Origin of the sequence: Gilliamella sp. B3892 (genome assembly GCF_026536305.1) — a bacterium.
In the GTDB taxonomy this organism is placed as follows: Bacteria; Pseudomonadota; Gammaproteobacteria; order Enterobacterales; family Orbaceae; genus Gilliamella.
Map to the genome: position 1 here is coordinate 1 of NZ_JAFNOK010000002.1, position 23,200 is coordinate 23,200.

Sequence of the window (23,200 nt, forward strand, 5' to 3'; positions counted from 1 at the left end):
CCATTAGCCAAACAATAATCTTTAAACTTAATAAATTCGGTATCCAAATTGATATTTTCATTTAACGCTATATCTCGATGATGTTCGTTTGGTTTAAAATTATCTGGCAACTGACAGGCTCGTTTTGGCTTTTGCGGTTTAACCGTAATATTATTTGTAGTAGTCTCTGTAGTAGTCTTTGTAGTATTCTCTTGATATAACGAACTTGACTTTGTAGTCGCCCCGAACGCTACATTGTCGAGTTCGGGAGAATTACTTTCTTTACTTCGTGATGATTGATTAATAGATTCGGCGAACTTAGCTAAAATTTCATTAACTTTCCCATTATCAATTTTATAAAACGTTTTATGGTCTAACCGTTTTTCAGTCACAATTAAAACGCCTTTATCTTGTAGTTTTCTGATAGCTGTTCTCTGTTCGTTATGAGATAAACCAGTTTCTTCTTCAAGCTCATCACGGGTTTTATATACACCTAAATCAGATGTAGCTTTATCTTGCCAATAAAACAATTGTGAGAATAAAACAGCAGGATTAACACCGCCTAACAGTTTGGCTAATTTGGGGTAATAAGCGTTTGGACGCCCTATTAATTTTAATGTTTCAACTGCGCTCATGGTTTACCCTCAAAGAATATTCAGCGTATTTCTTACCGTTTTCAGCTCTAACTATTCGACTATCAATTGAGTAACCATCCTGTTTTAAATCATAAATACGAGCACCTAATCTGAAGCATCCGTATTGATTTAATGCTTGTAATGGATTAATTGATTTACCACTTAGTAAGTGTTGTAAAATATTGGCACACTGGCTTTGTGTGTTTTCATTGTTTAACGTGCTCATGGAGACCTCACTAATTAGATGGTTTATGCACTACAAATGTTTCTTGATGTGTTGTAAGTCGTCTTTTTTACTATTGATTTACATAAATTATTCAACACAGATTGTTCATCACTAGTAAAAAATCGAGTCCCTTTGTTCTCATAAAGACGATCTTTAAAAACAGGAAGAGAAATGCCTAAGTAAGATGCTGCTACAGCTTGGCCAGCTTTAATGTAATTGAGAATTTCAAATACAAGCTCTCTTTGGTTTGCCATCTTTTTTACCTTTTCCGTTGGGTTACTTTAAAAAACTTGTTGTATATATAGTGTTAATCAGGTTGATCGTTAAAGATATCAGGTCTAAGTTCACTTGCTTTTACCATTCCATTAGTTGCTTGAACTATGGAATTAACATATTCAGCAGAAACTCTCTGCCCTTTTAACCATTTACAAATAGCAGGTTGAGAAACATTACAAGAAATTGCTAATTTTCTTTGACTTCCTACAATCTGGATGGCTCTAGCAATAGGCTCACTCATATTCACCTTCCCCTTTAATAACTTTTATTATTAATAATAACCAAAGTTATTGAATAAATCAATAACTATTGTTATTTGATGAGTGATAACTTGAGTTATATAATTAATAAATCAATAAACCGAGAAGAAACTATGACTACATTTACAGATAGACTAAATTTAGCATTAAAAGAATCTGGGCTGTCTCAGCATCAACTAGCCGAGAAAGTAAAAATTAGCCAACCAGCTATTCAAAAATTGCTTTCAGGAAAATCCAGTACATCACGAAAAATATTAGAAATCGCTAACGCATTAAACGTTGATCCTATATGGTTAACAAAAGGCGTTGGCCAAGCCAAAGAAAACAAAAATAAATCTAATGCGACAGTACTAGGAACTATCGAAGATTGGGATAGTAAAACACCACTAGATGATGATGAGATTGAAGTACCATTTTATAAAGATGTACGGCTGGCAGCTGGTGATGGTTTCACTGATGATATCGAGGATTATAACGGATATAAATTACGCCTATCCAAATCAACAATGCGAAAATATGGAATTGATAAAGAATGCACTGTATGTCTAACTGTCTATGGAGACAGTATGGAGCCTGTATTTAGAGATGGAGCAACAGTAGCAATAGATCAGGCAAATAGACATATCCGTGATGGTAAAATTTACGCAATAAATCACGACGGATTATTAAGAATAAAGATTCTAGAAAAAATACCAGGCAACCAAGTTAAAATCAGAAGTTATAATATTGGCTATGATGACGAAATAGTATCTCAAGATGAAATAACTATATTAGGGCGTGTTTGGTGGCAGTCGTCTATATTGGATTGAGGATAAAGATATAAAAATAACCGCCTAGGCGGTTTTTTGAGAGTGAAATATAGATAACCGGAATAGGGTAGTAATATATCATGATAGAAGAAATTATAATTAGAAAGTACTTAAAATTACAGGATATTAGTTTTAAATTTTCAAATAACATCAATGTTATTTCCGGAGGGAATGGTACATGCAAAACGAGCATTTTATACATCATAAGTAATTCATTTAAACAACCAAAATTAAAAAATAATCCAAGTTTAAAAGTTATTAAATCATTAAACCAACTTATAAATCCAAAAATTGAATCTTTAGCCAAAGCGGGATTAGTAACAAAACAAGATAATAATGAAGGAAAAGTTTTTGATATAAAATATTACGACCGTTCCAATCCAATCCCTTTTAGAGTGAAGGATGATGGAATGTTAAATCGTTATAGAATTATCCCCAATTATGCAAAACCCAAAAAAGAAAACTTACCGGAAATACCTATAATTTATTTAGGGTTACCGAGGCTAATTCCAACTGGAGAAATTCCTGATGACACTGATGTAATCACTATAAAGAAGTTTTTACCACAAGAATATAGGGATAAGTACAATGAATTGTATAATGATTTATGTAATATTGAAATAGCCGAGATTTTACCTCAAGAGAACATTGCAAACATAAAAAAAAGGCCAACATTTAGAAGCAATATCAGAGGGATTGATTCAAACACAATATCAGCAGGGCAAGATAATATACAAATACTATTAACAGCATTACTGTCTTTAAAATACTATTATGAAAATAGTAACCAAAATAACAAATGCGAAAGCGTGTTACTAATTGATGAGCTAGATGCTACATTACACCCAACACTACAATATAAAATATTGAAAATAATTAATGATTTTTCGAGTAATTATAAAATACAAGTTTTTTTCACAACACATAGCTTGTCTCTTATTGAATATTCAATAAAAAGAGCATGTAATATTTTATATTTGATTGATAACACCACACCTAAAACACAAAATGGCTCTATAATACTGTTACCTGATCCGACATTACAGAACATATCATTATTTCTCCAAAATAAAATTGATGACGGGAAATACAAATTAAAAAAAATCCCTGTTCTAACTGAAGATGAAGAAGCTAGAATTTTTTTAAAAGAAATACTTAATTTCAAAAGAAAAGAAAATGATGATTTTTCAAAAATAGAAACCGCATTACACATGGGCCAATTTAATATTGGCGCACAAACACTGAAACAAATGAATAATGATGAGTTTTTTTTCCGTTCTTTAACCCCTTCAATAACCATTCTTGATGGAGATGAGAGGCCTTCTAATCAAGATCCTGAAGCTTATAAACAACTTAAAACAAGTTATAGCAAAAAGAACATTATTTTTCTCCCAAGTAATAAAAGTCCTGAAAAATTATTATTCGACTATTCATTAGATATTTATGACAACGATTCTGATTTTTGGATTAGTGATGATGTGTTAAATGCACAAATAACAAAAGAGTATTATAGAGAAAATATAAAAAGAGAAATAGAAAAAATAAATGAAATAGAAAAAAAATATAGAGAAGAAAATAAATCATCAAATGGAGAAATTAGAAAGAAAAGAAAAAGCCATTTTAATCAGAATGAAATATTTTTTAAATTATTACTTCGACACTGGCTAGCAAATGACAAAAATAAAACAGCACTAGATGAGTTTATCCATGATTTAGAATGTTCATTTAAACGAGTTTGTACACCTAATGGAATTAATCCAAATATTTGGCCAAATTAAAATTTAGTTCTGGCCAAGAAAATATAGTTGATATACACTAATAATCATATTCACTATTCGGATACCATCATGCACTATTCACCTTTAAGATATCCTGGAGGAAAATCTAAGTTTTCTCCTTATATTAAAAATATAATAGAAACCAACAATATTGTTGGTTGTGACTATTATGAAATTTATGCAGGTGGTGCTGGTGTTGCTCTTAATCTTCTAATTGATGGCATTTGCAAAAACATTCACATTAACGATGCTGACCCGGCTATTTATTCATTTTGGAAATCAGCTATATATGATACTGAAAATTTTTTACGTTTACTTAATGATACGCCTATAACAATGGATGAATGGTATAAGCAAAAAGAAATCATAAATAATCCATTAAATAACTCTGAATTAAACCTTGGATTTTCAGCTTTTTTCCTAAACAGAACGAACCGCTCAGGAATTTTAAAAGGTGGGGTTATTGGCGGTAAAAAACAAGATGGAATTTATAGAATAGATAATCGATTCAAAAAATTAGACTTAATAAAAAAAATTCAATTAATTAGCGGTTGGGCCAAAAATATTTTTGTTACCAATCTAGATGCATCGAAATTATTAACTCAAATAAATAAAACTAATAATAAAAATGTTTTTATTTACTTAGATCCGCCTTACTACATCAAAGGGCAAGGGTTATATAGAAATTTTTATAATCATGACGATCACGTAAAAATTAGAGAAATCCTTGATAAGGCAAGATTTCATTGGTTAGTTTCATACGATAATAATGAGAACATAAAAGATATATACAAGCAATATCGTCAAAGAGAGTATAGTTTAAATTATAGTGCTCAATTAAAAATGAAAGCTAAAGAAATTATTATTTACTGCGATTCATTAAAAATCCCCACTAACTAATCACTAAATTCTATTTAAGAGCGAGTTAATTCGCTTTTTCATGCCTAAAATCCATATCATCCCCTCTAGATACTGTCCCCAAATAACCACCGATAAATTCACTCTTACCAATAACTTTTGTTATTGACATTAATGATAACTTATATTATTATCACATCAAAACAAATCAACTTAACAACAAAGTTAAACAAGACTACGAGTTATTTAACAAGTTAAAAGGATTCAAGTAGCTAGCTGAGGCATATGAAAGTACAGCGGTTTTGGAATCACAGCAGTACGCATCGGGTGAGCGACTAAATCACTCCTAGCCTCGATAGAGACCGACTAGCCATCAAGTTCTTTAGTAAATAAGGATTGCGATTTAAGTTCAAATCAAAGCGCATTCACAGAGTGCGTTTGAGTTTGATGTTATTTACAACATCCACCTGCCAAAAATGCAAATGCTTTTTCTGGGCTTGTTAGTTTTATTTGTTGTTCTAATGGCACGTTTAAATTTTTTTGAGCTAGCAAAATTGCAGGATTCTCAAGTATTGACCATGGAGTTTTATCTTCCTTTTCAATATTTAACAAGTTATTTATAAGTTCATCATCACTATACTTATAAGCTAGCATTGATAATTTTTGATATTTATATTGTTGTGATAACGAGAAGGAAGATGTTTCACCGAATCGGTATTTACCTTGAATACCTGTAAGAAAAACAATGCACAAACCAAAAAAAGTTGGATGAAAATTAAAGACAATTGTCGAACCACAAAACAAACATCAGTAATAATATTAATTTATCTATTCTCCCAGTTAATCTTGCAAATAAATTTTCAAGATATAAAGAATAAGTAATTCTGTCGATGGTTTCTTCTCTTGTCATTTTAATCTCCTATTCCTTACCTCCACCATTATTTTGTGCTGGGGGTGGCGGCATTCTAACGCTTGTTGGTTGTTTATGGTTATTAATGATGTCACCGATGGGCTGCCTCACCATATTCGTTGGTTTGTGATCATTAAGAATAACTTTATTTTTTTCATTCATAATCAAATCCTTATATGTACGTGGTTATACATATTCTAAATCCTTGTACATGGTTGTCAAGGATGCACGAGCCTGAGCGTGTTGCAGTATTACTCAGGCATATTCCTAAGCGCTTTTACGAGAGTTCTTACGAATACTGATAACTCGGAAAGACGAGTACATCGTTACATCCTATGCCCTCACTTGAGTGCTTTTTTTTTCGAGGTGATTATGACAAATAAAGATTTTGTTAATGAGAAAATCAAAGATAGATTTCACTAGGATTATGATTTAACAGATAGCGAAATTAAGTTTGTCCTCTTTTGCACATACTTTGTGATTTTAGGTGGATTATTTGGCTTGTTCTACTGGATGCTACAGATTGCTACGAGGTGAGTTATGCAGTTACATAAATTGGTTGAAAATGGTTACGAAAGGGCATACTGCAATATGTTAAACAATATTGAAATGCAAGGCGCTAAAGAAGAATGGATTGAAAAAAGAGCAGAAGAACTAATCAAAAACTTTGGTAATGAAAATGATTGGCAAATTATAGAACTACTAAAAATCAAACTGGAAAGTAAGAGCATTGATGCTGATATATATAATCAATTTATTGTTGATATCTGTTATTCACAAGCTCAATTTGAGTATAACAACCAATTTTATTGAGGAATTAAATATGACAGAAAAAAACATTTTAAGAAAGCCTTTAAATCACCTTAGTTAAGTAGCGCCGATATTGTGGAAGGAATTAATCTAACAATTGCGTACGTAAAATTAGAAGCTGATAAAACAAAGTAAACAAAAGATTTATTTAACACAGCTTACTTTGTTGAAAAAGAAATAAGAAAAGGGGAGCCTTTAAAACCTATAATTTTAAATATAACTAATGGTAAACATGTAAGAAAAATCACTAATTCACCATTGATTGACGATTGGGTAAGTGTTCCAGTTTATGTTAATGTTGACACTAAAGTTCAAATGCTGACGGTTATAAAGATGTGACGGACTGGGCTAATTTACGAGCATTTGGTAAAATTGCTGAGAAAATACGTGATAAAGGCAAAGGCGCACTTATTCGTGTCACAACTCGATATAAGACAGATAAATGGCAAGACCAACAAGGGATTGCAATTTATTTTATAGTTGATAATTTTGAAGAGTTAACATTCGATTAAAACAATGATCAACAATCTAACCCAGTTAAATCGTCAACACAAACTCAATCCGAAGATTTAATAGATGGCAACATTCCATTTTTAAAATCAATTATTTATCAATGTAGCTGTCTAGATCTGTTTTACCCACTAACTCTGTTAATAACTCGTTTGATATCTACCCTATCCCATTAATTTAAATTCAATTATCACGCTGATTATTTGGTATGTAATGAACTAGTATCTAAAGGAAATGATTATGAACATCGAACCAGTAATTGATGTATGTTGAGGCTCTCGTATGTTCTATTTTGATAAACAAGATGATCGAGTATTGTTTTGTGGAAAAAGAAAAGAGAGTCACATTTTATGTGATGGACGAACATTAGAAATTAGTCCAGATGTTCAAGTTGATTTTACAAACTTACCTTTTTCTGATGAAACATTCTATCAAGTTTGTTTCGATCCACCACATTTAATTAAATATTGGCCCAAATAGTTGGTTAGCAAAAAATAGGGATAACTCGATAAAACAACGTGTCAAGAAGATTTAAGAAAAGGCTTTAGTGAATGTTTTCGTTTTCTCAAGAAAAATGGTACGTTGATTTTTAAATGGAATGAAACAGATAGACCAGTTAAAGATATTTTATTACTAACTGAAAATTAACCACTTTTTGGCCACATCAGCGGTAAATGCTCAAATCCAAATTGATATCGTTTATTAAATAAGAGTTAGGAAATGATTATGAAGCTAAATAAGACGCAAGATCATCTAAAAGAATTAGATGGAAAAGATGCTGGTGATACTGGCAAACGATGTAATCAAGTTTCTTTAACAGTTAAATTGCAACCTGACCCATACGCACACGAAATCCACGATGACAAGACCCTATATTTTATGTGTGATGATTGCGCATATAACAGTCTCAAGATATCTAATAAGGATTAAAAAATGACTAAATAATTAAAATCCTGCCCGTTTTGTGATAGCGCAGATTGAAAGACGAATGTATAAATAATATTGAGTTAGGAGATGAACTGTGACAAAAAATTACACAATTGAAGGTCATAGATACAGCAAGGCTCAAGCTTGTGCGTATATGGGTGGGTTAGATCAACTACGTTAGATAAATGGGTGGCGTTGGCAAAGATTCCAAAACCTAATTTATATCTCGGCAGAGATCTTATCTGGAAGCTATCCACCGTCAACGCATATCTATCTCAAAAAGAAGAACAATACCAATCATGCAATTAAACCATACATATAATCCGCATACCACTGCATCATCTCACGCCTCCCTACAAATATTGTGAGAGGTTATAAATTCCTCGCACACTTGCTTCCTCATGATTTAATTGTTTCTCTATCCAATCACGATTAAACCCATGCTCATTTAAAACACTCAAAAATTGATGCCTAAAACCGTGTCCGCTTGCATAGTTAGCAAAACCTAATCGCCGAATAACACGAAGTATTGCCCGTTCGACATCGGTTTTGATGGGTGATTTCTATTCGGAAAACAAATTTACCATGTCCTGTTATTGGCTGTAAAAATTTTAATATTTATATCGCCTGAGTAGCTAGTGGTATTAAATGTACCCTATCTTTTTTAACAACTTCTTCATCAATCGTTGCCAATTTCTGCTCAAAGTTAATATTAGACCATTTTAATGAAAGATGTTCTATTGTACGCGGGAAGGTATATATCAAAAGCATAGTTGCATACTGTGTTAAAATATTACCGGAATAACCCTGTAGAGCCGCTAAAAATTCTGACATTTCGGCATCAGTAGCTAAAAAAGGGAAATTTTTTGACTGAGTTTTAGCTATTGCGCTTGATAATCCAGCTGATGAATTAACCTCCGCCCGGCCAGTAATAATTGCATATCTAAAAACACCCCCTCAGCGCATTCTGGCTTTTTTCGCTATTTCTAAAGCGCCACGACTTTCTATAGCCTTCAATACCGTTAACATTTTCAGTGGTTTGATTTTACTAATTGGCTCATTACCAATATATGGGAAAATATTACGCTCATATATACTAATAATTTCATTTTTATATTTTTTACCGTGTCAATTATTAAGATGAATGCCATTCGCTTGCAATTGATTTAAAAGTATTGTCACTTTCAACATTAGAGCTAATAAAGCACTTTTTTGCGTTCAAAGCTTGTGTCTTTACCGTGAGCCAATAGTTGTCTAGCAAGTTCTTTTTCATTGCGAGCGTTGGACAAACTGATATAAGGATATTTGCCAATCGTATAGTTTTCCTTTTACTATAAAAAGGATAATCATAGCGACAAGATTTTGTGCTGGACATTGTAATATGCAAATACAGACTTTCAAAGTCTGGCAACTTGTAAGGTTTATCTTTGATTTTATCGGATTCAATAGCTTTAATAGTTAGTATAATTACGGTATTTTTTGTTGTGGCATTAAAATATACCGTATATATACCGTTTGCAGGTTGTCGTTATCTACCGTTTAAAATTGTACTAGGTGGGGTAAAAAACTCTAAAAATCCAGGCTGGAGAGACTTTTTTCGTTATCGGTCGTAACACGTCGTTGATGAAATGGCGTCCCCTACAGGATTCGAACCTGTGACCTACGGCTTAGAAGGCCGTTGCTCTATCCAGCTGAGCTAAGGAGACAAAGATATGATTTGTTGATTAGACGCAGAGTATTATATAAAGCTATTTCGATCCGTCAATGATTTTTAATCGTTTATCTGGTTAAACATACAAAATATCATCAATTTATTTTTTATTACACAATAAATTATATTTTCACGATTGTAGCTACTTTGAACAAAGTGCTTTTCGGATATTTATAATGTATTTTTTATATACCCATTAATCGATGATATTTGTTATAACCAGTAAAATTTAATTATTTCGCATTGGCAATTTGCGCTTTTAACATGGCGAGTCTGCTTTGCCCTTGTTGCATTTTCTTTTCTGGTGATAGTTCATTTCGTTGATCTTGCCACTCTAAATCATCTTGTGGAAGCTCCAATAAAAAACGGCTTGGTTCAACATAAACCGTTTCGCCAAATTGTTTACGTTGGCGACTAAATGAAAAAGTGAGCTCATGTTGTGCACGTGTAATACCAACATAAGCAAGGCGGCGCTCTTCTTCTATATTATCTTCATCGATACTCGTTTGATGAGGTAACACCCCTTCAGACATTCCCACCAAATAAACATAAGGAAACTCTAAACCTTTTGAGGCATGCAAGGTCATTAATTGCACTTGATCAAGCTCTTCTTCCGTTTCATTTCGTTCCAACATATCACGTAACGTGAATCTGGCAACGGCTTGCTCCAAAGTCATTCCTTCATCAAGATCGTCACCATTTAGCATATCATTCAACCAGCTAACAAGCTGTTCCACGTTTCGCATACGCATTTGACCTGCTGTGGGTGAAGCAGATGTTTCATAGATCCAACTTTCATAGTGAATACCATGCAACAGCTCATGGATAGCTTCCATTGGTTCTGATTGTGATTTTCGAATTAAACTATCAAACCACTGAATAAACTGTTGTAATGACTCCATGCGTTTACCAGATAATAACTCTGTCAGTCCCATATCATGACTTGCTTGATATAAACTCACTGCCCGATGATTTGCCCACTCGCCAAGCTTTTGAATTGTGACCGGGCCAATTTCACGTTTAGGGGTATTAATGATACGGATAAAAGCATTATCATCGTCGGGGTTGGTTAATAAACGTAGATAAGCCATGAGATCTTTAATTTCAGTTCGAGCAAAAAACGAAGTTCCTCCCGATATTCGGTAAGGGATGCGATACTGCATCAACATTTTTTCAATTAATCGAGCTTGATGATTACCTCGATAAAGAATCGCATATTGCCCAAATTGGCTATTATTGGCAAAGCGATGGCCAATCAAATCATTTACGACTTTTTCAGCTTCATGTTCTTCATTATCGGCAGAAATTACTTTGAGCGCTTCACCATATCCTAATTCTGAAAAAAGTTTTTTTTCAAAAATATGGTGATTGTTTTCGATTAGAATATTGGCAACTTTTAATATACGGCCTGAAGAACGATAATTCTGCTCTAACTTAATGACTTCAAGAGTGGGAAAATCTTGCTTAAGTAAAACTAAATTTTTAGGACGAGCACCTCGCCAAGAATAGATAGACTGATCATCATCACCAACCACAGTAAACTTAGCGCGATCACCGACTAATAACTTTATAAATTCATACTGGCTGGTATTCGTATCTTGATATTCATCGACCAATAAATACCGAATTCGGGTTTGCCATTTATCCCGTACCTCTTCATTATTTTTTAATAGCAAAGTTGGGAGTAAAATCAGATCATCAAAATCAAGAATGCTACAAGCTTTCAATTGTTTTTCATAGAGTTGATAACAGTGAGCAAACAATTTTTCTTTATTGGTCTGCGCTCTTGCCATAGCAACAGTTGCATCAACAATATCATTTTTCCAATTTGAAATTGTTGAACGCAATTGATTGATAAGATCTTTATCACCTTCTAACCATTGCTGAGTAAGCTCAGTGAGCAATGCAGTCTGGTCATGATCATCAAATAACGAAAAGTTAGCTTTTATACCAAGATGTTTATATTCACGACGAACGATATCAAGACCTAACGTATGAAATGTCGATATTTTTAGCCCTCTTGCTTCTTGTTTACTTAAAGAATGGCTAATACGCTCTTTCATTTCCCGAGCAGCTTTGTTGGTAAAAGTTACCGCAACAATTTGACGAGGCAAATACTCTTTTACACGAATCAGATAAGCTATTTTATTGATGATAACCCGAGTTTTTCCAGAGCCAGCACCGGCTAAAACCAGACAAGGCCCGGAAACATATTCAACCGCTTGTTGTTGACTTGAATTTAAACGCACAGTATCAAAACCATAATGAAAATTGCCCGATAGTATATACCGATTCGTAATCAGCGCGCAATTACGCACTGAAATTTGAACATTTAAAAAATATTTTATTGGATAAAAGTTAAAGCCTGTTCAACAATTTCTAATCCGGCCCCCTTTTTGTGCGCATTTTCGCTAAGATAACGCCGCCATTGTTTTGCGCCTTTCCTTCCATTAAATATGCCTAATGTATGACGCATAATATGATTTAACTGAGCGCCTTGTACAAGTTGTTTTTCAATATAAGGATAAAGAGCTAAAATGGCTGATTTAGCGTCAATAATTGGCGTTTGTAGGCCGAAAATTTGCGAGTCTATTTGGGTTAGTAAAAGAGGATTTTGATATGCTTCTCGCCCTATCATTACCCCGTCAACATAATTTAAGTGCTGTTTTATTTCATCAATCGTTTTGATTCCACCATTAATGGCGATAGTTAAATGAGGATAATCTCGTTTAAGCTGATAAACACGCTCATAATCGAGTGGTGGCACTTCACGATTTTCTTTTGGGCTTAACCCTGACAACCAAGCTTTGCGGGCATGTACAATAAAAGTATTGGTGTAACTCGATACTTGTTCAATAAATTGACATAAAAAACCATAACTGTCTAATTCATCGATACCGATTCGGGTTTTAACTGAGACTGGGATATCAACTTGTGCTTGCATTGCCGCTACGCAATCAGCAACCAATTTTGGCTTAGCTATTAAACAAGCACCAAACATACCATTTTGCACGCGATCTGAAGGACATCCAACGTTTAAATTGATTTCATCATAACCACGTTGCTCAGCTAATTTAGCACATTTTGCCAGCGCTTTTGGATCGCTCCCACCTAATTGTAAACAGACTGGATGTTCCTGAGAATTAAACTCTAAATAATCACCTTTACCAAACAAAATCGCACCTGTGGTCACCATTTCAGTGTAAAGCAAAGTTTGTTTCGTTAAGATTCGATGAAAATATCGACAATGCTTATCAGTTAAATCGAGCATTGGGGCTATAGAAAATTTATTTAAGGTTGAATTCATTGATACACCAGTGTTTTATGCTGTTTTAAGTGATTTTTAAATAATATTATTTTGGGTTATTTTATCCTATTTTGTTATATTTTTTCATTATCAGGATCCCACACAGGATCCCATGACGATAGGACAAAAATAATTTTGGTTTAAAGCTATGTCTCATTATATCATAGAAAAAGAGAGCAATTATATGCTTGTCACCTTTGCTAGGTGATGCATGGGCTATTGTGCAATCGCAACTAAAACATCATAAATTTATATTTCCGTTCATTTCTAGCTCAATTACTGCTGGCTTTCAACGTGTCTGAAACAGTTTAGGAAAAGCTAATTAAAGATATCACGATCTATGACAAAAAGATGCCAGGCAATTACTTGAGAAAAGTTTTTCAATTGAGGAAGTGGCGCAGATTACCGAACACAGAAATTTATTTGCTGATAAATATTGTTAGCGTGGAATTTTAAATTGATGATGTTGTTTGGTGTGTAAAACCTGAAGCCTTTCAACTGTTCGATATGAACATTCGTTTACTACCTGTTGGATTTACTGTTGTAGTCCCAGTGAGATTGTATTGGGGCATTGTGGTGCTACTTTCGGCATAAAATGATTACAAAGGTGATGAAAACATTCTAACTGATATTGTGCTAATTTCGCTCTAGTTTATGGCTTTACTCGATTAGCTTCAATACTTTTAAATGGTTTTCGAAATTTATGTTTAGGGATTGGGATTTAAATTGCTGTTTAATTATTGATGAACGTGTTAATTCATCAATAATTAAAAAACTCGTTATAGAACGAGTTTTATTCAGGTTCAGCGCTACTTGGCGGCGGCAAAGACTCGTTATAATCATCCGACTTAGTTTCAATAGGGTCGGAAATACCTTGTCTATTCATCTCTTCAAGAGTTTGAGAACCCTCTAAAGCTGATGTTTTAATATCAGTTACGATACCCATTTGGTCAAAATGAATAGAATAAGTAATTTGACTTAATTCACCATGTTGTGGTTGTTGACGGAAAACATAGTACCAAATATTATCCCCAAAAACTGAAGTTAACATTGGTGATCCCATTATAAAAACAACTTGATCTTTAGACTGACCAACTTGTAATAAATCAATGGCTTCTTTAGTTACATAATTACCTTGGTTAATATCCGGGCGATATACCCAACGATCAACCACAGAACAACCAGTTAAAAATATACTAGTGACAATTGCAAGTGCGGTAAATTTACGAAACGGCATCTAACATAATCCATCTAAAATAAAATATAGCCATATTATCGCCGATATTTTAGCTAAGCGCTAGCCAAAATAATAAATTCTTTCATAATTATGTAATCGTAAAGTAATTCCAGCCTGGAAATAATCATGATGACTTGACAATTAAACTCGCATCAAACACTTTAATAGCTTATTATTGATAAACACCACAATTCAACTTTTAAAAAGGTAAAAAATGAAATTAGAATCGATTGAGCAAAAAGCAAGTTATGCTATCGGGCTTCAAATTGGGCAGCAATTAAAAGAATCCGGTTTAAAAAATCTGGATTTAGATGCATTAAAATTAGCGATGCAAGATGTTTTGGCAGGAAATCAACCAGCATTACCATTACAAGAATTACATGATGCATTGCGTCATATTCATGAGCAAGCTGCTAAAGAAAAAGCGCAACAAGCGGAAAAAAATGCACAAGCGGGTAAAGATTTTCTAGCTGAGAATCTGAAAAAAGCAGGCGTTAAGTCCACTGAATCAGGTTTACAATATGAAATTATTACCGAAGGTAATGGCGCAATACCGAAAGCAACCGATCGCGTGCAAGTCCATTATACCGGACAGTTAATTGACGGCACTGTATTTGACAGCTCAGTCCAACGTGGACAACCAGCTGAATTCCCGGTTAATGGCGTTATTCAAGGGTGGGTTGAAGCATTACAACTTATGCCAGAGGGATCAAAATGGCGATTATATATTCCGCAAGAATTAGCTTACGGCGCCCAAGGTGCGGGGGCATCTATTGCGCCATATAGCACATTAATTTTCGATGTTGAATTATTGAAAGTGCTTTAAAAAAAATTGGACGCATTACTGCGTCCAACTTTATAAGCATCTGCCGTTAAGCAAGCAAATAAGCATTATTCACAGCAATTAGTCATAGAAAACATACCATATAAAAAATAAAAAACAGCAACACCAATTATTATAAGCCAATCCTGTTAATTAATATTCATTTATTGCCCCAATTTGATGACCCAAAATGCTAACACAACAAGCAAAACAATAATTTTTATCCCTTAAAACATAGCAGCAACTAGCTCAGAAAGTGACAATGCCCGTACTAAACCCCTTAATATACCAGCGTAACGATTACCATTTAATTTAATCAGCACTGATGCCATAAAAGCTAGCCTTTTAGCTTTAATAGATAATAAATAAAATATTTTTTTCCAGCAGTTGAGATAAATAGCCTAAAGTTAACCGACTAAAAATAGCAGCAACATTGAGCAAAAATACGCCATATTTAATACAGTTAAACGATTAAAAGTATATCAATTTAAACTTACGCAGTGTATAACTCGGCTAATTTCAGCTATAATTACTGCTTTTCGACAATGATAAAAGTGTAAGGAAAGAGATATGTCAACAAACATGATTCGAATCGCCATTGCGGGTGCAGGTGGCAAAATGGGGCGCCAGCTTATCCAATCAGTCTCCGAAATAGCCGGAGTGGAATTAGGTGCTGCATTTGAACGCAAAGGTTCTTCACTAATAGGAAGTGATGCAGGAGAACTTGCCGGTATTGGCGTTTGTGGCATAACGATTACTGATGAACTTGAACAAGCAAAAGACCAGTTTGATGTATTAATCGATTTTACTCGTCCGGAAGGCACGCTTGCACACTTAGCATTTTGTATTGAAAATAAAAAAATGATGATTATCGGTACGACCGGTTTTGATGATGCAGGAAAACAAGCAATTGTTGCAGCGTCAAAAAAAATTGGGATCGTTTTTGCGGCAAACTTCAGTGTCGGCGTCAATTTAGTCTTAAAACTGCTTGAAAAAGCCGCAAAAATTATGGGTGATTACAGTGATATCGAAATTGTTGAAGCACACCATAGACACAAAGTCGATGCGCCTTCAGGCACAGCGCTTGCTATGGGGGAATCGATTGCTGAAGCATTAAATTTTGATTTAAAAGATCGTGCAGTCTATTGCCGTCAAGGACATACCGGTGAAAGACCTAAAGGCGCCATTGGATTTGCAACAATTCGAGCAGGTGACATTGTTGGTGAACATACAGCCATTTTTGCCGATATCGGTGAACGTGTCGAAATCACCCATAAAGCTTCGAGCCGGATGACATTTTCTAATGGCGCTGTTCGAGCGGCATTATGGCTTGCCAAGCAACCGGTTGGCTTATATGACATGCGTGACGTACTTAATTTAAATAATTTATAATATTAAGCCATGTCTGATGAGTACTGGATGCAACACGCAATCAAGCTTGCTAATCATGCCGAATCTATTGGAGAGATCCCTGTCGGTGCAGTGATTGTTGATGAGAATAATCAAATTATTGGTGAAGGTTTTAATCAACCCATTTCAAAGCACAACCCTACTGCACATGCAGAAATGATTGCTATTGCACAAGCCGGCGAGTTTTTAAAAAATTACCGTCTGGTCAATACGACACTTTATGTCACGCTTGAGCCTTGTATTATGTGTGCTGGTGCCATTATCCATAGCCGTATTAAACGGGTAGTATATGGTGCGAGTGACTTGAAAACGGGGGCTGCCGGCTCCTTCACTAACATTTTATCACACGAAGGTATTAACCATTTTGCTCAGGTAACAGGTGGTGTGTTGGCACAAGAGTGTAGCACATTGCTAAGTAATTTTTTCAAAAAGCGTCGGCAACAAAAGAAGTTACTTAAAATAGATTGTAAAAAAGTTTCAGATTAAGTATACGTTTAAGTAGGAAGTCTAAAGATGATTTTCTAATCGACATTAATTAAATAAGCTTACTTATTCTTTTTATCAGGTAAAATTGTTAAAATCATACCTAATTTTAAAATATCAACTTGAGTTATTAGTAATGAAGAAACACACATTGGAAATGATGATATCAGCGGAAGATATACAAAAACGCATCATCGAACTAGGTCAGCAAATTAGTCAAGATTATGCGCATAGTCAAAATGAACTTATTTTAGTTGGCTTACTACGTGGGTCATTTATTTTTATGGCCGATCTTAGCCGAGCAATCACTGTCGGTCACGAAGTCGATTTTATGACAGCCTCGAGCTATGGCAATGCGGTAATCAGTAATCGAGATGTCAAAATATTAAAAGATTTAGATGAAGATATTCGTGATAAAGATGTGTTAATTGTTGAAGATATTATTGATACAGGTAATACTTTAAGTAAAGTGCTGGCGATATTAAAGTTACGTCACCCACGCAGCATTGAAATTTGTACGCTATTAGATAAGCCGTCACGCCGTGAGGTTTCTGTACCGGTTAAATATATCGGCTTTTCTATTCCAGATGAGTTTGTAGTTGGTTATGGCATTGATTACGCGCAACACTACCGTCATTTACCTTATATTGGTCATGTAACATTACTTGAATCTTAAAATTATCGAGGTGCCTGTGTCACGATTGTCCGGTTCATTGTGTTTACTTTTAGCGATAACCACAGCATCAAGTTATGCTGATATGAAGTTATCTATCAAAGGATTATCCGGCGAACTTGAAGATAATGTTGATGCTCGCATTTCATTAATTACCCCAGATCAAATCGATAATACCCCTAATTTCAAACGTTATTTTGAAAGTGAAACCAAAAAAGCGTTACGAGCTTTAGGTTATTATTCGCCAACTTTTCGATATGATAATCAGGATCCTAAAGTATTAGTTGTGCACGTCTCACCCGGTGAGCCGGTTAAGATTGAAAAACTCAATGTAAACATTACCGGTGAAGGACAAAATGATGCCGATTTTCAAGCTTTATTATCACAAGACTTACCTAAAATTGGCGATACATTAAATCACGGCGTTTATGAATCGTTCAAAAAAAGTTTACAAAGTATATCACTTAAAAAAGGCTATTTTGATGCCGATATGACCAAACATCAATTAGCTGTTGCCGATATGTATCATCAAGCATTCTGGAACATTGATTTCAACACCGGACAGCGTTACAAATTTGGTAAAGTTAATTTTCATGATGCCAAAATTCGAAAAGATTATTTAGATAACATCGTCCCATTTAAAGAAGGCGAAGCATATACTGCTGAGCAATTATCCTTGTTGAATCGACGTCTGGCATCAACCAACTGGTTCAACTCAGTGGTAGTTTCTCCGGATTTTCCACATCTTACGGCTGATAAAGCCCTACCCATTGATGTTGTCACCACTCCACGCAAAAAAAATTCAATGGATTTAGGTCTTGGATTTTCAACCGACAATGGCGTACATGGAAAAATTGGTTGGAATAAACCTTGGATAAATAGTAGAGGGCAAAGTTTTCAAAGCAATCTATCACTTTCATCCCCGGAACAACTCATTACCATGAGTTATAAAATTCCACTTAAAAAATCGCCGCTTGAACAGTATTATACAATTCAAGGTGGATATAAAAAGATTGATAATAATGACACCTACTCACGCTCCTACACTTTTGGAGCACTGCGAAACTGGGATAATTTCAAAGGTTGGCAAACCGCCTTGGGTTTTAATCTATTAAGAGACGATTTTACACAAGGTGACTCAAGTTTTAGAACATTTCTTTATTACCCTTCCCTCAGTATTTCGCGCATCCGTACAGACGGTAATTTATTAGCAATGTGGGGAGATTCCCAACGTTATTCTATCGAATTAGCATCCGAGTCACTTGGCTCAGATATTAATTTAGTTCGATTTCAAGCCCAACAAACTTGGATTCGATCCTTAAAACAATCACACCGATTTATTGCAAGAGGTAACTTTGGCATAATACAAGCTAGCAATTTTGATAGAGTACCACCTTCATTTAGATTCTTTGCTGGTGGTGATCGCAGTATTCGTGGCTATAGTTACCAATCCATTTCTCCTGAAGACAAGAAAGGCAAATTAAAAGGGGCATCGAAGCTCATCACTGGCTCAGCCGAATACCAATACAATTTTACCGGCGCATGGTGGGGAGCGATGTTCATTGATACCGGTGAAGCGATCGATAAAGTCGATAAAGCGAAATTTTATACCGGTACTGGTGTTGGCGTCCGCTGGGCTTCCCCTGTTGGCCCAATAAAAGTCGATTTAGCAACACCATTGAATAGAAAAGACACTGGCTCAATACATCTTTATATTGGTTTAGGAAGTGAATTATAATATGGCTAAAAATCCAATAAGAGTAAAGAAAGCTAACAAAATAAGAAAAAGACGCAAATGGAAAAAACGTAGTATTATTCTACTCTCCATTTTTGTTTTTCTTATTACCTTCATTATTTCAATCATTTACACCAGTTTAGGGGTAAAGCTGACAACGTTTGTGCTAAATAAATTCCTTCCGGAGCTTAAAATAGCGCAAATTGAAGGAACATTTCATGATCTGCATATCAAAGGTTTAACCCTTGAACTACCGGGTATCTATGTTCACGTCGATGATGCAACGTTTAAATTATCCGGTTTATGTTTACTGCAAACTAAGATATGTGTCGATCAATTTAACGCAAGTGACGTAACGGTATCGATAGACACCGATAAACTTGAATTATCACCCGATAAACCTATTCCGGAAAAGCGTGAAATTATCAAAACACCTTTACCAATAGAGCTTAAAAAAACCCATTTAACCAATATCAAAGTCAATGTAAATGATATGCAGTTTGGCATGTCAGATTTTACCGGTAATGGCAGATGGGTAAATGAAAAAATCTATGTATTTCCTTCCGTAGCAAAAGATTTAAGTGCAGTCTTTGCCGATAATCCGGCATTACCTCCTGCAACGCTATCGCAGCAAAATGCATTACCACTTAACGAACAAATTAATCAAATATTTAACCAGCCGTTAATTAGTTCACTTCCTCAAGTCAGTATTCCATTAGATTTTAATGTTATGAGCTTAAGCGGGAACAACTGGTTACTGCATATCGGTGGACAAGATTACCGTTTTAATAACGTCACCATTCAAACTGATATGGTTGACAATCATATCATGGTCAAAAAAGTCGATACCGATGTCTTAACGCCTTATGCTAATGGGCATGCATTTATCACTGGCGATATAACACTTGGCGATGATTGGCCACTTAAAGCATTAATCAAAGCTGATACAGAACAAAATCATTTAAATAGTCAGATTGCTGGTCATTTACTTGGTCAACTCGATACCAATACACAAATAGAAGGCTTGAATCAAATAAAATTAAATGGCCATATCAATTTTATTGAGAAATATTTACCGGTAATGGCTAAAGTAACCGGTAATCATATTCAGTGGCCAATTGAAGGTAAAGCACAATATCAATTAAATCAGTTTGATTTTGGCATTGACGGCAATGTCCAACAATATACTTTAGCAGCTAAAGCCGCTGTCGAAGGTGAAAACCTACCCGACACAAGTTTTGATATTGCCGGCAATGGTACTAATCAATCCGCTACCTTCGATCATGCGAATATTAAATTGCCACAAGGTGAAGTTACTGCATCTGGTCAGATTGATTGGCAACAGGCGTTGAAATGGGATGCAAATGTCCAAATAAATAATGTTGATTTAACCAAACAATACCCGACCTACCCTATTCGCATTGCCGGTCAAGTTAAAACCAACGGTATGTTAGCTGGTGATACATGGCAATTAAATCTGCCACAATTGCAATTAAAAGGCAGTATTAAACAAGCACCTTTCACCGCTAGTGGTGATATTTTTGCCAACTCAAATAATGCCATATCTGCCAACAATTTAGCAATTAATTGGGGCAAAAATCAGATCAATATCGATGGCTCATCAGATAAAGGCAATTTAAATGCTAAACTGAATTTGGCGTCATTATCGCTTTTGGTAGATGATATCAACGGCTCAATCGAAGGCAACATAAAAATGAGTGGTACCGCCACTGCGCCAATGATTACGACCAACTTAAATGTTAATAGCTTAAGTTTAAATAATCTATCTGTTGCTAAAGCTAACCTTATCGGTAAAGTACAATATCAAAATCAGATTAGTGGTGAGATAAAACTACTGGGACAAGGCATTGAACTCGCCAATGAAACGATCAAAAAAGCCACTATCGAACTTTCAGGGAATGAAAGCCGGCACACATTAACGGTTGATCTTAACGGAACGCCAGCATCATTTTCCACCTCATTAACCGGTCAAATTAATCATGAACGCACTAAATGGACAGGCGATCTACCACAGGCTTTATTAAAGTTAGGCGATAACAATCAGTGGCATTTAACCCATACATTACCGCTATCTTATGATTTAACTAAACAAGTACCAACGATTGGCGCGCATTGTTGGCGAAACAACAATTCAACAATCTGTCTGGATAAACCACTAATCATCGCCCCTAACACCGATACAAGTATTACTCTTAAAGATATCGACTTAACTCGATTACCCATCCCGAATGACGGTGAAACCAAATTAGAAGGCTATATCAATGGCACGGTAAAAATTAATTTTAACAACAGTAGTTCCATACCGAATATCAAAGCCAACATCAACAGCAATAAAGTTTTTGTTAAGCAAATGATTACCAATCAAGCACTACCTATCCCTTTTAATCTGTTTAACATCAATGCTGAATTTAATGAACAACAAGCGAAAGTCGATTGGAATTTTGGGTTAAATCAACTAGGTAAAATCAGTGGTGATCTCACCATTAGCGACCCAATGCAACAAAAAAGGCTTAGTGGTCAATTAGCGATTAATAATTTGGCTCTGGCGATTATAAACCCGCTACTTGATAAAAATGATTATGCCAAAGGTGCCATTAATGGCGTTGTTAAATTTTCCGGAACACTTAATGATCCTTACTTAAATGGTGGAATTAACTTAAAACATATCGAAATCAAATCCAGCCAACTACCTGTCGATGTTAAATCCGCTATTGTTGATATCGACTTTAACGGCAAATCATCAACCTTAAAAGGTCACTTAACCACAAAAGCAGGTAACATTAATCTTAATGGTCAAGCCAGTTGGAACACTTTGAATAAATGGCAAGCAAGCTTAGTTGTCAACGGTGCGGCTATGGAAGTAACCGTACCGCCAATGATTGTAATGACTGTCATACCAGATATAAAAATCAATGCTAATCAAGACGAGTTAACTTTACTAGGAAAGGTCACCATTCCTAAAGGAAAAATCACGGTTGAATCACTGCCACCGTCAAGTATTGATGTTTCACCGGATGAAGTCATGTTGGATAAAAACTATAAGCAAATCGAACCACAAAAATTTGGTATGAAAATTAATAGTCATCTTGAAATCAACATTGGCGATAAAGTAACCGTCGATGCATTTGGTTTAAATGCCTCGTTAAAAGGCAATTTAATTGCAACCCAAACCAATAAAGGTTTAGATTTACATGGCGAAATATTAGTTCCAACTGGTCGCTTTCATGCTTATGGGCAAGATTTGATTATCCGCAAAGGTATTATTACCTTCTCAGGCCCAACTGATCAAGCTATGCTAGAAATTGAGGCAATCCGTAACCCCGACTCTATGGACAATAATAATATCACTGCCGGAATACGCGTGACCGGCACTTCAGAAGATCCTAAAATTGAGGTCTTTTCCGATCCGTCCATGTCTCAACAAGAAGCCTTATCTTATTTGGTTCGAGGACAAGGGCTTGATAGCTCAGATCAAAGTGATAACGATATGATGACCGCATTATTAGTTGGTTTCGGAACTGCCAAAACAGGTAAGTTTATCGGTGATATTGGTAATGCATTTGGCATTAAAAATCTTTCGTTAGATACGCAAGGCGCAGGAAACAACTCCAAAGTTGTGGTGAGTGGTTATATTTTACCTAATTTACAACTTAAATATGGTGTTGGAATCTTTGATTCACTGGCAATATTTACTTTAAGATATAGACTTCTGCCTAGCTTATATTTAGAGGCGGCCTCGGGTCTTGCTCAAACATTGGATTTAATTTATCAATTTGATTTTTAACTCAGTAAAAATAAAATTTTAGTCAATCTTGAAAGTAT

24 protein-coding genes, 1 tRNA gene and 2 pseudogenes are annotated in these 23,200 nt (G+C 34.9%); 13 read left to right on the plus strand and 14 right to left on the minus strand.

Features of this window, described 5'->3' with window-relative positions; all coding sequences use genetic code 11:
- The 4 genes and pseudogenes from J3U74_RS02670 to J3U74_RS02685 form a co-directional block, all read right to left on the minus strand.
- Positions 1–614 (minus strand): annotated as a pseudogene (locus J3U74_RS02670) (hypothetical protein); the annotation flags it as partial.
- Complete coding sequence (locus J3U74_RS02675; protein WP_267328850.1) at positions 601–840, minus strand: helix-turn-helix domain-containing protein; 240 nt, start codon at positions 838–840, stop codon at positions 601–603. The gene J3U74_RS02675 and the pseudogene J3U74_RS02670, both read right to left, overlap by 14 nt.
- A gap of 23 nt (positions 841–863) precedes the next feature.
- The gene (locus tag J3U74_RS02680) at positions 864–1,094 is read right to left on the minus strand and encodes a hypothetical protein (RefSeq protein ID WP_267328886.1); all 231 of its coding nucleotides are present in this window, start codon (positions 1,092–1,094) and stop codon (positions 864–866) included.
- A gap of 53 nt (positions 1,095–1,147) precedes the next feature.
- On the minus strand, positions 1,148–1,357 hold the full coding sequence (locus J3U74_RS02685; protein ID WP_267328887.1) for a transcriptional regulator: 210 nt from the start codon (positions 1,355–1,357) through the stop codon (positions 1,148–1,150).
- A gap of 132 nt (positions 1,358–1,489) precedes the next feature.
- On the opposite strand from J3U74_RS02685, the gene J3U74_RS02690 reads away from it, so the two are divergent.
- The 3 genes from J3U74_RS02690 (at position 1,490) to J3U74_RS02700 (ending at position 4,863) form a co-directional block, all read left to right on the plus strand.
- Positions 1,490–2,185, plus strand: coding sequence for an XRE family transcriptional regulator (locus tag J3U74_RS02690; RefSeq protein WP_267337935.1), 696 nt, complete (start codon positions 1,490–1,492; stop codon positions 2,183–2,185).
- 80 nt (positions 2,186–2,265) lie between these two features.
- On the plus strand, positions 2,266–3,963 hold the full coding sequence (locus J3U74_RS02695; RefSeq protein WP_267328936.1) for an AAA family ATPase: 1,698 nt from the start codon (positions 2,266–2,268) through the stop codon (positions 3,961–3,963).
- Positions 3,964–4,032: 69 nt separating this feature from the next.
- The gene (locus J3U74_RS02700; RefSeq protein WP_267328937.1) at positions 4,033–4,863 is read left to right on the plus strand and encodes a DNA adenine methylase; all 831 of its coding nucleotides are present in this window, start codon (positions 4,033–4,035) and stop codon (positions 4,861–4,863) included.
- A gap of 408 nt (positions 4,864–5,271) precedes the next feature.
- Here J3U74_RS02700 and J3U74_RS02705 read toward each other — a convergent pair whose 3' ends face one another.
- Both J3U74_RS02705 and J3U74_RS02710 read right to left on the minus strand, forming a co-directional pair.
- On the minus strand, positions 5,272–5,625 hold the full coding sequence (locus J3U74_RS02705) for a hypothetical protein (protein WP_267328938.1): 354 nt from the start codon (positions 5,623–5,625) through the stop codon (positions 5,272–5,274).
- 115 nt (positions 5,626–5,740) lie between these two features.
- On the minus strand, positions 5,741–5,893 hold the full coding sequence (locus J3U74_RS02710) for a hypothetical protein (RefSeq protein ID WP_267328939.1): 153 nt from the start codon (positions 5,891–5,893) through the stop codon (positions 5,741–5,743).
- Between the two features lie 378 nt (positions 5,894–6,271).
- On the opposite strand from J3U74_RS02710, the gene J3U74_RS02715 reads away from it, so the two are divergent.
- The 4 genes from J3U74_RS02715 (at position 6,272) to J3U74_RS02730 (ending at position 7,981) form a co-directional block, all read left to right on the plus strand.
- A complete protein-coding gene (locus J3U74_RS02715) occupies positions 6,272–6,544 on the plus strand; it encodes a hypothetical protein (RefSeq protein WP_267329749.1) in 273 nt (90 codons plus the stop codon).
- 332 nt (positions 6,545–6,876) lie between these two features.
- Positions 6,877–7,053: a single-stranded DNA-binding protein gene (locus J3U74_RS02720; protein ID WP_267329748.1), complete on the plus strand. Its 177-nt coding sequence runs from the start codon at positions 6,877–6,879 to the stop codon at positions 7,051–7,053.
- A 280-nt stretch (positions 7,054–7,333) separates the two neighbouring features.
- A complete protein-coding gene (locus tag J3U74_RS02725) occupies positions 7,334–7,531 on the plus strand; it encodes a hypothetical protein (RefSeq protein ID WP_267329747.1) in 198 nt (65 codons plus the stop codon).
- 246 nt (positions 7,532–7,777) lie between these two features.
- Positions 7,778–7,981 carry a hypothetical protein gene (locus J3U74_RS02730; RefSeq protein WP_267337936.1) on the plus strand — a complete coding sequence of 68 codons (204 nt, stop codon included), beginning with the start codon at positions 7,778–7,780 and terminating at the stop codon, positions 7,979–7,981.
- 350 nt (positions 7,982–8,331) lie between these two features.
- Here the strand turns inward: J3U74_RS02730 and J3U74_RS12505 are convergent, their stop codons facing one another.
- The 8 genes and pseudogenes from J3U74_RS12505 to bamE all read right to left on the minus strand — a co-directional run bounded on the left by J3U74_RS12505 (position 8,332) and on the right by bamE (position 14,233).
- On the minus strand, positions 8,332–8,532 hold the full coding sequence (locus tag J3U74_RS12505; protein ID WP_416379796.1) for a tyrosine-type recombinase/integrase: 201 nt from the start codon (positions 8,530–8,532) through the stop codon (positions 8,332–8,334).
- A 64-nt stretch (positions 8,533–8,596) separates the two neighbouring features.
- A complete protein-coding gene (locus J3U74_RS02735) occupies positions 8,597–8,812 on the minus strand; it encodes a tyrosine-type recombinase/integrase (protein ID WP_267329746.1) in 216 nt (71 codons plus the stop codon).
- 123 nt (positions 8,813–8,935) lie between these two features.
- Positions 8,936–9,088: pseudogene (locus J3U74_RS12510) on the minus strand (phage integrase central domain-containing protein); the annotation flags it as partial.
- Between the two features lie 86 nt (positions 9,089–9,174).
- A complete protein-coding gene (locus tag J3U74_RS12515) occupies positions 9,175–9,291 on the minus strand; it encodes an integrase arm-type DNA-binding domain-containing protein (protein ID WP_416379791.1) in 117 nt (38 codons plus the stop codon).
- Between the two features lie 316 nt (positions 9,292–9,607).
- Positions 9,608–9,684 (minus strand) — tRNA-Arg (locus tag J3U74_RS02740).
- A 238-nt stretch (positions 9,685–9,922) separates the two neighbouring features.
- Entirely contained in the window at positions 9,923–11,938 is a 2,016-nt protein-coding gene (gene rep / locus J3U74_RS02745) for a DNA helicase Rep (RefSeq protein ID WP_267329745.1), read from the minus strand.
- A gap of 95 nt (positions 11,939–12,033) precedes the next feature.
- Positions 12,034–12,996, minus strand: coding sequence for a tRNA dihydrouridine(20/20a) synthase DusA (gene dusA / locus J3U74_RS02750; RefSeq protein WP_267329744.1), 963 nt, complete (start codon positions 12,994–12,996; stop codon positions 12,034–12,036).
- Positions 12,997–13,789: 793 nt separating this feature from the next.
- Positions 13,790–14,233: an outer membrane protein assembly factor BamE gene (bamE, locus tag J3U74_RS02755; RefSeq protein WP_267329743.1), complete on the minus strand. Its 444-nt coding sequence runs from the start codon at positions 14,231–14,233 to the stop codon at positions 13,790–13,792.
- A gap of 214 nt (positions 14,234–14,447) precedes the next feature.
- On the opposite strand from bamE, the gene J3U74_RS02760 reads away from it, so the two are divergent.
- From J3U74_RS02760 to J3U74_RS02785, 6 genes are all read left to right on the plus strand, one after another.
- Positions 14,448–15,059, plus strand: coding sequence for an FKBP-type peptidyl-prolyl cis-trans isomerase (locus J3U74_RS02760; protein WP_267329742.1), 612 nt, complete (start codon positions 14,448–14,450; stop codon positions 15,057–15,059).
- A gap of 567 nt (positions 15,060–15,626) precedes the next feature.
- Positions 15,627–16,448 (plus strand): 4-hydroxy-tetrahydrodipicolinate reductase, encoded by an 822-nt coding sequence (gene dapB, locus J3U74_RS02765; RefSeq protein WP_267329741.1) that lies wholly within the window; start codon positions 15,627–15,629, stop codon positions 16,446–16,448.
- A 9-nt stretch (positions 16,449–16,457) separates the two neighbouring features.
- Positions 16,458–16,952: a tRNA adenosine(34) deaminase TadA gene (gene tadA, locus J3U74_RS02770; protein ID WP_220219417.1), complete on the plus strand. Its 495-nt coding sequence runs from the start codon at positions 16,458–16,460 to the stop codon at positions 16,950–16,952.
- A gap of 133 nt (positions 16,953–17,085) precedes the next feature.
- The gene (gene hpt, locus J3U74_RS02775; protein WP_220219416.1) at positions 17,086–17,625 is read left to right on the plus strand and encodes a hypoxanthine phosphoribosyltransferase; all 540 of its coding nucleotides are present in this window, start codon (positions 17,086–17,088) and stop codon (positions 17,623–17,625) included.
- A 10-nt stretch (positions 17,626–17,635) separates the two neighbouring features.
- Positions 17,636–19,360, plus strand: coding sequence for an autotransporter assembly complex protein TamA (locus J3U74_RS02780; protein ID WP_366518693.1), 1,725 nt, complete (start codon positions 17,636–17,638; stop codon positions 19,358–19,360).
- Between the two features lies 1 nt (position 19,361).
- Positions 19,362–23,162, plus strand: coding sequence for a translocation/assembly module TamB domain-containing protein (locus tag J3U74_RS02785; RefSeq protein ID WP_267329740.1), 3,801 nt, complete (start codon positions 19,362–19,364; stop codon positions 23,160–23,162).
- Positions 23,163–23,200 lie beyond the last annotated feature (38 nt).